Here is a 13,085-nt window from a genome sequence, read left to right as displayed (position 1 = left end):
ATGGGATGTGTGTTGCCGGTGAATTTGCGGCAAACTTCACCCACCTTCCGCACAAGGCCTTGCAATGGATCAATACGCCCCGCGCAACTGGCAGCCCCACGAAAAGCCCAGTCTGCCCGGTTCCCCCTCAACGCCGTTGCATTCCAATCCCAAGCGCCTGGCCTATGCGCTGGTCGGTGTGCTGGTGGCGGTCACCGGTGGTTTGGGCAACTCGCTGGTGGTGGCCAACCTGCCTTACCTGCAAGGCGCACTCGGTGCGACCACCGCGGAAATGGCCTGGCTGCCGGCAGCGTTCGTGATGACCAACGTGTCGATGAACCTGCTGCTGGTGAAGTTTCGCCAGCAGTTCGGGTTGCGTGCGTTCACCGAAGTGTTCCTGGTGTTGTACGCGCTGGTGACCTTCGGCCATTTGTTCGTCAATGACCTCAATTCGGCGGTGGCGGTGCGCGCGGCCCACGGCATGGTCGGCGCAGCGCTGAGTTCGCTGGGTCTGTATTACATGGTTCAGGCGTTCCCGGCGAAGTGGCGGATGAAGGCGTTGGTGCTCGGCCTCGGCACTTCCCAACTGGCGCTGCCATTGGCGCGATTATTTTCCGAAGACTTGCTGCAGATCGCCGAATGGCGGGGCTTGTATCTGTTCGAACTGGGCATGGCACTGCTGTCGCTGGGCTGTGTATTGATGCTCAAGTTGCCGCCGGGCGACCGCTTCAAAACCTTTGAAAAACTCGACTTTCTCACCTTTGCCATTCTCGCCACTGGCGTGGCGTTGCTGTGTGCGGTGTTGTCGCTCGGGCGGATCGATTGGTGGCTGGAGGCCGACTGGATCGGCTATGCGTTGGCTGCTTCGATTGCCTTGATCATCGCCGGTCTGGCCATCGAACATAACCGCAGCAACCCGCTGCTGATGACTCGTTGGCTGGGCAGCGGGACGATGATCCGCCTGGCGCTGGCGGTGACCCTGATTCGTATGGTCACCTCGGAGCAGTCCACCGGTGCGGTGGGTTTCATGCAGAACCTGAACATGGGCTATGAGCAGTTGCACAGCCTGTACGTGGTGATGCTGATCGGCAGTGTTGCGGGACTGTTGACCAGCGCACTGACTATCGACCCCAAGCACCTGCTGATGCCGTTGATCATCTCGCTGGGTCTGATGGCCACCGGGTCGGTGATGGACAGCTTTTCCAACAACCTGACGCGCCCGGAAAACCTCTATTTCAGTCAATTCCTGCTGGCCTTCGGCAGCACGTTTTTCCTCGGCCCGACCATGGTTTTCGGTACTCGTAACGTGCTGACCAATCCGCGTAATCTGGTGAGCTTTTCGGTGCTGTTCGGGATCTGCAATAACCTCGGCGGCCTGCTGGGCGCGGCGCTTCTGGGCACCTTCCAGATCGTCCGGGAAAAATTTCATTCCAGTCACATCGTTGAGCACCTGACGCTGTCTGACCCGTTGGTGGCTGCACGCGTGCAGAGCGGCGGCTCGGCCTACGGTTCGCTGTTGGCCGACCCGAGTCTGCGCAACCTGGCGGGTATTCGCAGCCTGTCCAATGCCGCCACCCGTGAGGCCAACGTGCTGGCCTACAACGATGTGTTCATGTTGATCGCCGTGATTGCGGTGCTGACCATGATCTGGCTGTCCATTCGTGCGCTGTGGCTGATGAGCACCACCAAAGCCGTCGCCCCAGCGCCATCCACACCTTCGAGCGGTGCCACTTCTTCATGACCGAACCGACCACCACGACCACCAATGCCATTGCCGCCACACCTGAAGGTGTGGCGCCGCCGTCATCACCGAACACCGAGCCGCGCTCGCTGCGGGTGCGGATCATCTCTTCAATGGGCTTCGCGGCGATTGCCATCGTGGGTGTGTTGATCGTGCTGTATGCCTGGCAACTGCCGCCATTCAGCAGTGCCGTCGAGACCACCGAAAACGCCCTGATTCGCGGCCAGGTAACGATCATCGGCCCGCAACTCGCCGGTTATGTCTATGAAGTGCCGGTGCAGGATTTCCAGTACGTGAAGGCCGGGGATTTGCTGGTGCGCCTGGACGACCGCATCTATCAGCAGCGCCTTGACCAGTCGCTGGCGCAACTGGCGGTACAGAAAGCCGCATTGGCCAATGTCGTGCAGCAACGCAACAGCGCCGAGGCGACGATCAAATTGCGTCAGGCCGTACTGGCCGACAGCGAAGCGCAGTTGCGCAAGAGCGAGGCCGATCTGCGCCGTAACCAGGAATTGGTGCGCGACGGTTCGGTGTCCAAGCGTGAGATGGATGTAGCACTGGCGGCGAATGCGCAGAGTGTTGCGGGGGTGGCGCAGGCCAAGGCCAATCTGGAAATCGCCCGCCAGGATCTGCAAACGGTGATCGTCAATCGTGGCTCGCTGGAAGCGGCCGTGGCCAGCGCCGAAGCAGCGGTGCAACTGGCGCGGATCGACCTGTCGAACACGCGCATCGTTGCCCCGCGTGACGGTCAGCTCGGGCAGATCGGCGTGCGTCTCGGCGCCTACGTCAACTCCGGGGCGCAGTTGATGGCGTTGGTGCCGAACCAGAAATGGGTGATCGCCAACATGAAGGAAACCCAGATGGACAATGTGCGCGTCGGGCAACCGGTGCGCTTCACCGTCGATGCCTTGAACCACCGTAAATTCACCGGGCATGTGCAGCATATTTCGCCGGGGACTGGTTCTGAATTTGCGTTGTTGCAGGCGGATAACGCGACCGGCAACTTTGTGAAAATTGCCCAGCGGGTGCCGGTGCGGATCACCATCGATCCGGATCAACAGGAAGAGGAACGGTTGCGTCCGGGGATGTCGGTGGTGGTCAGCATCGACACCGCAGCAGGCAACACCCAACCTCACTGATCAACACAGAGATCCAATTGTAGGAGTGAGCCTGCTCGCGATAGCGGTGTGTCAGTTAGTGATATTTGACTGACACACCGCTATCGCGAGCAGGCTCACTCCTACATTGGATCTCCATGATTTTTAGGTTGTGATCATCGGGGGCAGGGTGCCTAGCAGCGAGACCGCCGCCACCGCACCGATCCCCAGCAACCATTCCAGCATCACACTGCGCCGGAGCGCGCCCATCCGCTGTTCACAATCTTCAACCCGCAAGCGGTTGAACAGCGCTAGCCCAAGCATCCCCAGCACGATCATCGCCTTGATCAACAGGATCAAGGCAAACCCGCTGAACAATGGTGTCGGCCACCACTGGCCGGTCAGCACACGCACATTGATCAAACCCGTAATCAGCAACCCCGCGACCAAGGCATAGCCGACCCCGCTGAAACGCTGCAAAATCGCCGGCATCGGCTCCGTCGGCTGACGCAGAATCATCACCAGCAACAACAGCCCGCCCAGCCACGCCGCCACACAGATCAGATGCACGATCTGGTTGAGAATCAGCAATTGCCCGCTCACACCATCGAGCATGGCGCCATGCCCGACCGGTGCGAGGGTTGCCAGTAGCAAGACGCTCAGGCCCAGCCGCAACGGCATGTTCGAATGCCAAGGCGTAAGCAGCAACGCCAACAGCGCGGCATTGATCAGCAGATGCCAGCGCCACACCTGACCGAAAAACGTATTGCCCAACACCAGTGCAACCGTGTCCGGATCAAACGCCGCCGTTGTCGAACTGGCCATGCTCGCAGTAATCAAAAGTGCCCAGGCAATTCCGCTGACCAGCGCCACAGCAGCCAGCCAACGCGTCAGTCGCGCCAGGTGCCGGTCCACTTGCAGCGCTTCATCCCTGAGCAGCAACGGCCTGAACAACCAGGCCCCGAACAGCATCAACACCACGATGAAATGCACAAAGCGGCACAGCACCAGCGCTTCACTCATGAATTACTGACCAACCTTGAACTGATAAGCGCCTTCGCTTTTGTGCGTATCGACCGACACCGCGTGCCATTCGACTTTGTACTCGCCGGCGGTCAGCGGAGCGGCCGGGGTGACGATCAGGGTTTTCTTGTCGCCTTCGGTGGTCAACGGCTTAACGGCGACCGGCGCACCATCCTTGGTCACGGTGACTTTGGTGAAACTGGCTTCGACGCCTTCAGAAAAGGTCAGGCGCAGATCGGCGGGAGCGGCGACTGTGCTATCGGCGGCCGGGGTCTGGCTTTTCAGGTGGGCGTGGGCAAATACCGAGGATGCGGCAAACAGCGAAGCGAGCAGGGCAGTGGTGGTCAGGACGTTCTTGAACAGCATCGCGAATACCTCTGAGGCAGGATTGAAGAAGCGTCAGTTTAGCCATCCGCTCACGCCAGCACGAAGTTTTGTTTGCAGCGGTCGCCCGCGGAGCAGAGCGGATGCTAGTCTTGGGCAACGCTGTTGTCAGGGAGCCCTCATGGGCAATCACAAGATCGAGATTCGTCGCAACAACGTCGAGAAAATTCTCCTCGCGGCGGAAAAAGTCTTCGCCGAAAAAGGCTTTGGCGGCACAGCCATGGCCGACATCGCGGCTGAAGTGCAACTGCCGCGTTCCAACCTGCATTACTACTTCAGCACCAAGAGCGAGCTGTACAGCGCGGTGCTGTTCGACCTGCTGGAAGTGTGGAAGCAAGACGCACTGTGCTTCGAAATGTTCGACGATCCGCGCGTGGTGCTGAGCAGTTACATCCGCGCCAAGATGAACCACTCGCGCAGCCGGCCGTACGGTTCGAAAGTCTGGGCCAATGAGATCATTCACGGCGCGCCAACGTTGGGTGAGGCGCTGGATGTCAGCCTGTATGACTGGGCGAAAATGAAGGAAGCGAAGATTCGTCAATGGGTCGAGGACAAGCGGATTTTGCCGGTGGAGCCGTCGAGTCTGCTGTACATGATCTGGGCGTCGACTCAGCACTATGCTGACTTTGATCATCAGGTGAATATTCTGAATGAACATCAGCCGTTGTCGGACATGCAGTTCGAGCGGGCGGTGCAGACGGTGACGAGTGTGATATTGCGGGGGATCGGGTTGGAACCCTGAAGCAAAAGCTGACCCTCACCCCAGCCCTCTCCCAGAGGGAGAGGGGGCCTACCGAGGTGTCTTTCGGGTTACATCGACCTGAAAAATCCAGTCGAATAAGGATTCAAGGCTGTTCGTGCCTATGCATGTATCGATTATGGATTCAAAGCAAATCGTTCAGGTCGGTGGATTTCTGGAATATACCCCAATCAGTCCCCTCTCCCTTTGGGAGAGGGTTAGGGTGAGGGGCTAGACCGCAACGTGATACGGATTCCGCGGATCATGATTCCAGTCCAGAAACGGCTTGCCAGTCTCCATCGGCACCATCTCGATGCAATCCGCCACCGGGCAAGTGATCTGGCACAAGTTACAACCCACACACTCCTCATCAATCACTTCATATTTATGCGTGCCGTCCGCTTGCTTCAGACTACCGATCGCCTGGTGTGAAGTGTCCTCACAAGCAATATGGCAACGCCCGCAACCAATGCACGCCTCCTGATCAATCTTGGCAATCACCTGATAGTTGATGTCGAGGTACTTCCAGTCCGTGGTATTGCCCACCGCACGCCCGGAAAACTCGGCAATGTTGGCGTAGCCCTGACTGTCCATCCACCGCGACAGCCCGTCCTTCATCTCCTCGACAATGCGGAAACCATGCAGCATCGCCGCCGTGCACACCTGCACTGCGCCGCTGCCCAGCGCCATGAATTCCGCCGCATCACGCCAACTGCCGATGCCGCCAATGCCGCAGATCGGCAAGCCTTGGGTTTCTGGATCGCGGGCAATCTCGGCGACCATGTTCAGCGCAATCGGCTTCACCGCCGAGCCGCAATAACCGCCGTGAGTGCTTTTGCTGCCGACGGTGGGCAGGGCGACCATGTGCTCCAGATCGACGCTGGTGATCGAGTTGATCGTATTGATCAGCGACACCGCATCGGCGCCACCGCGATGGGCCGCGCGGGCGGCGACGCGGATGTCGGTGATGTTCGGCGTCAGTTTGACGATCACCGGCAGCGAGCAATAGGTCTTGCACCAGCGTGTGACTTGCTCGACATACTCCGGCACCTGACCGACCGCCGCGCCCATACCACGCTCGGGCATGCCGTGCGGGCAGCCGAAATTCAGCTCGATGCCGTCAGCGCCCGTAGCTTCGACCAGCGGCAGGATGTGTTTCCATGACTCCTCGACGCACGGCACCATCAGCGAAACGATCAGCGCGCGATCCGGCCAGTCCTTCTTCACCTGAGTGATTTCGCGCAGGTTGATTTCCAGCGAACGGTCGGTGATCAGCTCGATATTGTTGATGCCGAGCACTTCACGGTTATTGCCGTAGTGCGCCGAATAACGCGACGACACGTTGACCGCCGCCGGATCCTCACCGAGGGTTTTCCAGACCACGCCACCCCAGCCCGCTTCAAACGCGCGGACCACGTTGTAAGCCTTGTCAGTCGGTGGCGCGGAGGCCAGCCAGAACGGATTCGGCGCTTTGATGCCAGCGAAGACAATCGACAGATCGGCCATTTACGCAGCCTCCACGTTAAGCATCAGTTGAGCGTTGATCGCCTCGGCGGCGAGTTTGCCGTGCTGCACGGCTTGCACGGTGAGGTCTTGATCGAGGCTGGTGCAATCGCCGCCGGCATACACGCCGGGGATGCTGGTGCGCAGGTTTTCGTCGACCTGAATGCGCTCGCCCTGGCGCTTGAGTTCGCGGGCTAGCGGGTCGGCGAGGGCGCTGCCATCGAACGCTTGGCCGATGGCTTTGAAGATCGCGTCAGCAGCCAACTCGAAAGTTTCGCCGGTGGTTTGCAGGCGTCCTTCGACCAGATCGGTGCGGGCGAAACGCATGCCGCGCACATGGCCCTGAGCGTCGAGCAGTACCTCTTCCGGTTGCGCCCAGGTCAGCAGGCGTACCTGATTGGCTTTGGCGATGTCTTGCTCATGGCCGGTGGCGCCCATGTCCGCCGCGCCACGGCGATACACCAGATTCACATCACGGGCACCGAGGCGGGCCATTTGCACGGCCATGTCGATCGCCGTATTACCGGCGCCGAGCACGATGCAGCGCTCGGCCAGCGGCAGTTGCGTGAGGTCATCGGCCTGGCGCAATTCGCGAATGTAATCGGTGGCGGCGAGCAAGCCCGGGGCATCTTCATGGGCCAAACCGAGTTGCTTGCTGGCGTTGAGGCCGAGGCCGAGGAACACCGCGTCAAACTGCTGATGCAGTTCGCTGAGGGTCAGATTCTCGCCGAGTTTTTGCCCGTGACGAATCTCGATGCCGCCAATCTGCAGGAGAAAATCCAGTTCCTTCTGCGCGTAGTCGTCGACCAGTTTGTACTTGGCGATCCCGTATTCGTTGAGACCGCCAGCCTTCTCCCGTGCTTCGAAAATCACCACGTCGTGGCCGTGCATGGCACTGCGGTGGGCGCAGGACAAACCGGCCGGTCCGGCACCGACCACGGCGATGCGCTTGCCGGTGGTGGCAGCGCGCTGGAACGGGTGTTCGGTGAAGTGTGCGTTGTCGACGGCATAGCGTTGCAGCAGGCCGATCAACACTGGCGCGCATTCGTGGGCGTTGTTGCGCACGCAGGCTTGTTGGCAAAGGATTTCGGTCGGACAGACTCGTGCGCAACTGCCACCGAGGATGTTCGCCGAGAGGATTTTCTGCGCCGCACCCGGAACGTTGTCCTGATGGATATTGCGGATGAACGACGGGATGTCGATCTCGCTCGGGCACGCATTCACGCACGGTGCGTCGTAGCAATACAGGCAGCGCGAGGCTTCCAGATGCGCCTGCCGGTCGTTGAGCGGCGGCGCCAGATCGGTGAAATGCCCGGCGAGGGCGGCCGCGCTTTCGTGCGGGTGGGGGAGATGGTTCAGGGTCTCGATCACGGTTTTGTGCCTCACGGTTATTGAGGATCTCTGCCTCTGATGGGCAGTGGTTTGATCGTTCCCACGCTCTGCGTGGGAATGCCTCTAGGGACGCTCCGCGTCCAGTGACGCGGAGCGTCACGGGCTGCATTCCCACGCAGAGCGTGGGAACGATCATCTTCGGGGGATCAGCGTTTCACAGCAGTCGGCTTATGCAACTCAGCCCGCTTGCTCAGCAAATCAAACACCGCCGGGTACGCCGGCCGTTCGATGTACCGACCGGCGCCACGCTCGGCGCGCAGGTCGCCATCGGCCCAGACCAGCCGGCCCTGGCTGACGGTATGGCTCGGCACACCGCGCACGGTCTTGCCTTCGAAGATGTTGAAGTCCACCTGCTGATGGTGGGTCTTGGCGGAAATGGTGCGGTTGCCTTGTGGATCCCACAGCACCAGATCGGCATCGGCGCCGACGCGAATCGCGCCTTTGCGCGGATAGAGGTTGAAGATCTTCGCGGTGTTGGTGGAGGTGAGAGCGACGAAATCCTGCATCGACAAACGACCACTGTTGACGCCTTCATCCCACAACACCGCCATGCGATCTTCGATACCCGCCGTACCGTTGGGAATTTTGCTGAAGTCATCGCGCCCGGCGGCTTTCTGCTCGGCGCAGAAGCAGCAGTGGTCAGTCGCGGTGGTGTGCAGATTGCCGTTTTGCAGCCCGTGCCATAGCGCCTCTTGATGACCGCGCGGGCGGAACGGCGGGCTCATCACGTAACCGGCAGCGGTCTGCCAGTCCGGATGTTGATAGACGCTGTCGTCGAGCAGCAAATGCCCGGCAAGCACCTCGCCGTACACCGGCTGACCCTTGCTGCGCGCATAGGTGATTTCGTCGAGGGCTTCCTTGGTCGAAACGTGCACCAGATACAACGGTGTGCCGATGGTTTCAGCGATACGAATCGCCCGACTGGCCGCTTCGCCTTCAACCTGCGACGGCCGCGACAGCGGATGCGCCTCCGGCCCGGTGATGCCTTGGGCCATCAACTTGCGTTGCAAGTGATAAACCAGCTCGCCGTTTTCCGCGTGCACGGTCGGCACCGCGCCGAGTTCCAGGCAGCGCTCGAAACTCGCCACCAGCGTGTCGTCGGCGGCCATGATCGCGTTCTTGTAGGCCATGAAATGCTTGAAACTGTTGATGCCGTGATGGCTGACCAACTCGGCCATTTCCTCACGCACCTGCTCGCTCCACCAAGTAATGGCGACGTGGAAGCCATAGTCGGAGGCGGACTTTTCCGCCCAGCCGCGCCACTGATGAAAGGCTTCCATCAGCGACTGCTGCGGATTGGGAATCACGAAATCAATGATCGATGTGGTGCCGCCGGCCAGACCGGCCGCCGTGCCACTGTAGAAATCCTCACTGGCCACAGTGCCCATGAAGGGTAGTTGCATGTGGGTGTGCGGATCGATGCCGCCGGGCATCAGGTATTGGCCGCTGCCGTCGAGTACTTCGGCGCCGGCGGGAATATCAAGGTTTTCACCGATGGCTTTGATCACGCCGTCGGCGCAATAGACGTCGGCGCGATAACTTTCATCATGGGTAACAACGGTGGCGCCACGGATCAACAGAGACATTCCGAGTTCCTCGCAGGCATTGACCGACTTGTGTCGGTTCTAGATGTTTTATTGATGTACGGCGTTGCAGGGTGTATTCCTGTCAGCGCTGTCAGGAATAGAAACTAGTCGCAGATTTGCAATAGATCAAGATTATTTTTTATAAGCTTATGACTGTTTTAAGTCTATGATAAATAACGATAAAAAACGTAAATCACCAAAATGGTGAGCCCGTTCACCATTTTGACGCACTTGACAGGATGGAAATATGAGCAAGATTTCCTATGTGAAATCAGCCGCTTGAAGTTGAGCTGCGGTTGCTCGCTCACGATGAAAATAAATGCAGTGCACCAGATTGAGTCCTGTCTGTTCGGACAACTTGCCAGGTGTTTAGCCTGAGCACCCAGACAAGTTTCCGCGAACTCACCCGGTGAATAATTAAAACTGATGAATATCAGAAAGTTGCAAAGCGTTTAACGCTCGGCCCGATGCGCAAGCGGGGCACCCGGCACGTTTATTGATGCCGCCGCTGACACCATGGCCGGTGCACGAAAGTTGTCAGTTCCTCCGGCCATCGTCCGGCTCGCACCCTCGTGTGCAAGCCGCCTGATGAGCAAAAAAATAATCAGAAGAACAGTGGAGCGGCCATGCAACAGAACAGATCGCAAGTGACCGAGCGCGACGGCTTGTATGAACTCGAAGCCGGCAGCGACGTCCTCGACAGTCCCCGTTACAACCACGACATGGCACCGACCAAGGTGCGCGAACGAACCTGGAACAAATGGCACATCACCGCGTTGTGGGTCGGCATGTCGATCTGCGTGCCGACCTACACCCTCGGCGGTGTCCTCACGGCTTACTTCGGCCTGACCGTTGGCGAGGCGTTGCTGGCGATTCTGTTTGCCAACGTTATCGTGCTGATTCCGCTCACACTGAACGCCTTTCCCGGCACCAAGTACGGCATTCCGTTTCCGGTGTTGCTGCGCTCATCGTTCGGCATTCTCGGTTCCAACGTGCCGTGTTTGATTCGGGCATTGGTGGCGTGTGGCTGGTTCGGCATTCAAACGATGTTCGGCGGGCTGGCGATACACCTGTTTCTCGGCTCGGTGTTCGAGGGCTGGAAATCCCTCGGCGGCACCGGGGAGGTGATTGGCTTCATGATCTTCTGGGCGCTGAACCTGTGGGTGGTGATTCGTGGCGCCGAGTCGATCAAATGGTTGGAAACCTTGTCGGCGCCGTTGCTGGTAGCGGTGGGCATCGGCCTGCTGGTGTGGGCGATGCCCAATGTGTCGATGACCGAGCTGCTGGCGATTCCAGCGAAACGTCCGGAGGGCGCCAGTGTGGTGAGTTACTTCGCCGCCGGGCTGACCGCGATGGTCGGGTTTTGGGCGACGTTGTCGCTGAACATTCCGGACTTCAGCCGTTACGCCAAGAGCCAGAAAGATCAGATCCTCGGGCAGATTTTCGGTCTGCCGCTGACCATGTTTCTGTTCGCTTCCCTTGGCGTAATCATGACCGCTGCGTCGGTGAAACTGGTCGGCGTCACCGTGTCTGATCCAGTCAGTCTGATCGGCCACATCCAGAGCCCGGTGTGGGTGGCGGTGGCGATGGCGTTGATCATCATCGCCACGCTGTCGACCAACACTGCTGCCAATATCGTCTCGCCGACCAACGACTTCCAGAACATCGCGCCCAAGGTGATCAACCGCACCAAAGCGGTGTTGCTGACCGGGTTTGTCGGGCTGGCGCTGATGGGCCATGAGCTGCTGAAAAAACTCGGTTTGATTGTTTCCGATGTCAGCCTGGAAACCGTTTACTCCAACTGGTTGCTGGGCTATTCGAGCCTGCTCGGGCCGATCGCCGGGATCATGGTGGTGGACTATTTCCTGATCAAGAAACAGCAACTGGACCTGGCCGGGTTGTACCGCGACGACGTTTATCCAGCGTGGAACTGGGCCGGTTTTGTTGCGTTTGGCGTGCCGGTGGTGCTGACCTTGTTGTCGCTGGGCAGCGATGCGTTCAGCTGGTTTTACAGCTATGGCTGGTTCACCGGCTCGGCGCTGGGCGGGATTATTTATTACGGGTTGTGCGTGATGCGTGCACAGCCCTCTGCCGTGAAAACAGCGGTGTGAATGAGGGCCCCATCGCTGGCAAGCCAGCTCCCACAGGGATCGAGTCGTACACAAATTGTGTGTTCAACCCAAAACCTGTGGGAGCTGGCTTGCCAGCGATGTCGGCCTGACAGACACCACAGCAGTATCCATAAGAAAAGCAGCCTGAGGAGATCCCCATGAACGCAGCCGTAGACGTTCTGCAATCGAGCCATCAGCACATCAACCGCGATCGCCTGTGGGCGTCGCTCATGGAGCTGGCCAAACTCGGCGCCACGGTCAAAGGCGGGGTGTGTCGCCTGGCCCTGACCGATCTCGACCGCCAGGCCCGCGACCTGTTTGTGCAATGGTGCAAGGACGCCGGATGCAGCGTCACGGTCGATGCTGTCGGCAACATCTTCGCCCGTCGCCCCGGGCGCAATCCGAATCTGCCACCGGTGATGACCGGCAGCCACATCGACACCCAACCCACCGGCGGCAAATTCGACGGCTGCTTCGGCGTGCTCGCCGGCGTCGAAGTCCTGCGCACGCTCAACGACCTTGGCGTGGAAACCGAAGCGCCGCTGGAAGTGGTGGTCTGGACCAACGAAGAAGGCTCGCGCTTCGCCCCGTGCATGATGGGCTCCGGGGTGTTTGCGGAGAAATTCACCCTCGAAGAAACCCTCGCCAAAGTCGATGCCGACGGCGTCACCGTTGGCGAAGCGCTCAACGCCATCGGCTACGCCGGCCCGCGCGAAGTCAGCGGGCATAAGGTCGGCGCTTATTTCGAGGCGCACATCGAACAAGGCCCGATCCTCGAAGACGAACAGAAAACCATCGGCGTGGTACTCGGTGCGTTGGGGCAGAAGTGGTTTGATCTCAAGCTGCGCGGGGTCGAAGCGCATGCCGGCCCGACACCGATGCACCTGCGCAAAGATGCACTGGTCGGCGCTTCGGTGATCGTCGGCGCCGTCAACCGCGCCGCCCTCGGCCATCAACCCCACGCCTGCGGCACAGTCGGTTGCCTGCAAGCCTATCCCGGCTCGCGCAACGTCATCCCCGGTGAAGTGCGCATGACCCTCGACTTCCGTCACCTGGAACCGGCGCGCCTCGACTCGATGATTGCCGAGGTAAAACAAGTCATCGAGGCCACCTGTGAAGAGCACGGTCTGACTTATGAACTGACGCCGACAGCGGACTTCCCGCCGCTGTACTTCGAAAAAGGTTGCGTGGAAGCGGTGCGCGGCGCGGCGAAAGGGCTTGGCTTGTCGAATATGGACATCGTCAGCGGCGCCGGGCATGACGCGATTTTCCTCGCCGAACTCGGCCCGGCCGGAATGATCTTCGTGCCGTGCGAGGGCGGCATCAGCCACAACGAAATCGAGAACGCCGCGCCGGATGATCTGGCGGCCGGCTGTGCGGTGTTGTTGCGGGCGATGCTGGCGGCTTCGGCGATGGTCGCGGGAGGACAGCGCGCAGCCTGAAGATCAAAAGATCGCAGCCTTCGGCAACTCCTACAGGGAAACCATAGATCCTGTGCAGGAGCTGCCGGAGGCTGCGATCTTTTCGCTG

At 59.8% G+C, this 13,085-nt stretch carries 10 protein-coding genes; 5 read left to right on the top strand and 5 right to left on the bottom strand.

Annotated features, from left to right (window positions below):
- Nucleotides 1–64: 64 nt before the first annotated feature.
- Together CKW38_RS19585 and CKW38_RS19580 are read left to right on the top strand one after the other, a co-directional pair.
- A complete protein-coding gene (locus CKW38_RS19585) occupies nt 65–1,720 on the top strand; it encodes an MFS transporter (protein WP_007915115.1) in 1,656 nt (551 codons plus the stop codon).
- Nucleotides 1,717–2,859 (top strand): HlyD family secretion protein, encoded by a 1,143-nt coding sequence (locus tag CKW38_RS19580; RefSeq protein WP_095113612.1) that lies wholly within the window; start codon nt 1,717–1,719, stop codon nt 2,857–2,859. Before CKW38_RS19585 ends, CKW38_RS19580 begins: the two co-directional genes overlap by 4 nt.
- Nucleotides 2,860–2,982: 123 nt before the next feature.
- Here CKW38_RS19580 and copD read toward each other — a convergent pair whose 3' ends face one another.
- Together copD and copC are read right to left on the bottom strand one after the other, a co-directional pair.
- On the bottom strand, nt 2,983–3,840 hold the full coding sequence (gene copD, locus CKW38_RS19575) for a copper homeostasis membrane protein CopD (protein ID WP_095113611.1): 858 nt from the start codon (nt 3,838–3,840) through the stop codon (nt 2,983–2,985).
- A gap of 3 nt (nt 3,841–3,843) precedes the next feature.
- Nucleotides 3,844–4,206, bottom strand: a complete 363-nt coding sequence (gene copC, locus CKW38_RS19570; RefSeq protein WP_007950238.1) for a copper homeostasis periplasmic binding protein CopC — start codon at nt 4,204–4,206, stop codon at nt 3,844–3,846.
- Between the two features lie 139 nt (nt 4,207–4,345).
- On the opposite strand from copC, the gene CKW38_RS19565 reads away from it, so the two are divergent.
- Nucleotides 4,346–4,966 (top strand): TetR/AcrR family transcriptional regulator, encoded by a 621-nt coding sequence (locus CKW38_RS19565; RefSeq protein ID WP_007919317.1) that lies wholly within the window; start codon nt 4,346–4,348, stop codon nt 4,964–4,966.
- 228 nt (nt 4,967–5,194) lie between these two features.
- Here CKW38_RS19565 and preA read toward each other — a convergent pair whose 3' ends face one another.
- From preA to hydA, 3 genes are all read right to left on the bottom strand, one after another.
- A complete protein-coding gene (gene preA, locus CKW38_RS19560) occupies nt 5,195–6,469 on the bottom strand; it encodes an NAD-dependent dihydropyrimidine dehydrogenase subunit PreA (protein WP_007918798.1) in 1,275 nt (424 codons plus the stop codon).
- Nucleotides 6,470–7,837 carry an NAD(P)-dependent oxidoreductase gene (locus tag CKW38_RS19555; RefSeq protein ID WP_095113610.1) on the bottom strand — a complete coding sequence of 456 codons (1,368 nt, stop codon included), beginning with the start codon at nt 7,835–7,837 and terminating at the stop codon, nt 6,470–6,472.
- Between the two features lie 167 nt (nt 7,838–8,004).
- Entirely contained in the window at nt 8,005–9,444 is a 1,440-nt protein-coding gene (gene hydA / locus CKW38_RS19550) for a dihydropyrimidinase (protein ID WP_095113609.1), read from the bottom strand.
- A gap of 626 nt (nt 9,445–10,070) precedes the next feature.
- Here hydA and CKW38_RS19545 point away from each other — a divergent pair.
- The gene (locus tag CKW38_RS19545; RefSeq protein WP_095113608.1) at nt 10,071–11,555 is read left to right on the top strand and encodes an NCS1 family nucleobase:cation symporter-1; all 1,485 of its coding nucleotides are present in this window, start codon (nt 10,071–10,073) and stop codon (nt 11,553–11,555) included.
- A 158-nt stretch (nt 11,556–11,713) separates the two neighbouring features.
- The gene (locus CKW38_RS19540; protein WP_007918780.1) at nt 11,714–12,997 is read left to right on the top strand and encodes a Zn-dependent hydrolase; all 1,284 of its coding nucleotides are present in this window, start codon (nt 11,714–11,716) and stop codon (nt 12,995–12,997) included.
- The last annotated feature ends 88 nt before the right edge of the window (nt 12,998–13,085 follow it).

Source organism: Pseudomonas sp. Irchel 3H7 (assembly GCF_900187605.1).
In the GTDB taxonomy this organism is placed as follows: Bacteria; Pseudomonadota; Gammaproteobacteria; order Pseudomonadales; family Pseudomonadaceae; genus Aquipseudomonas.
Note: the sequence above shows the minus strand (reverse complement) of the source record. Positions and strands in the feature narration are given on the sequence as shown.

Bases quoted from the DNA above. Each gene is read 5' to 3' on its own strand.
- CKW38_RS19545 (WP_095113608.1), top strand. From the start codon at position 10,071: ATGCAACAGAACAGATCGCAAGTGACCGAGCGCGACGGCTTGTATGAA.
- copC (WP_007950238.1), bottom strand. From the start codon at position 4,206: ATGCTGTTCAAGAACGTCCTGACCACCACTGCCCTGCTCGCTTCGCTG.
- CKW38_RS19565 (WP_007919317.1), top strand. From the start codon at position 4,346: ATGGGCAATCACAAGATCGAGATTCGTCGCAACAACGTCGAGAAAATT.
- CKW38_RS19580 (WP_095113612.1), top strand. From the start codon at position 1,717: ATGACCGAACCGACCACCACGACCACCAATGCCATTGCCGCCACACCT.
- copD (WP_095113611.1), bottom strand. From the start codon at position 3,840: ATGAGTGAAGCGCTGGTGCTGTGCCGCTTTGTGCATTTCATCGTGGTG.
- hydA (WP_095113609.1), bottom strand. From the start codon at position 9,444: ATGTCTCTGTTGATCCGTGGCGCCACCGTTGTTACCCATGATGAAAGT.
- CKW38_RS19540 (WP_007918780.1), top strand. From the start codon at position 11,714: ATGAACGCAGCCGTAGACGTTCTGCAATCGAGCCATCAGCACATCAAC.
- preA (WP_007918798.1), bottom strand. From the start codon at position 6,469: ATGGCCGATCTGTCGATTGTCTTCGCTGGCATCAAAGCGCCGAATCCG.
- CKW38_RS19585 (WP_007915115.1), top strand. From the start codon at position 65: ATGGATCAATACGCCCCGCGCAACTGGCAGCCCCACGAAAAGCCCAGT.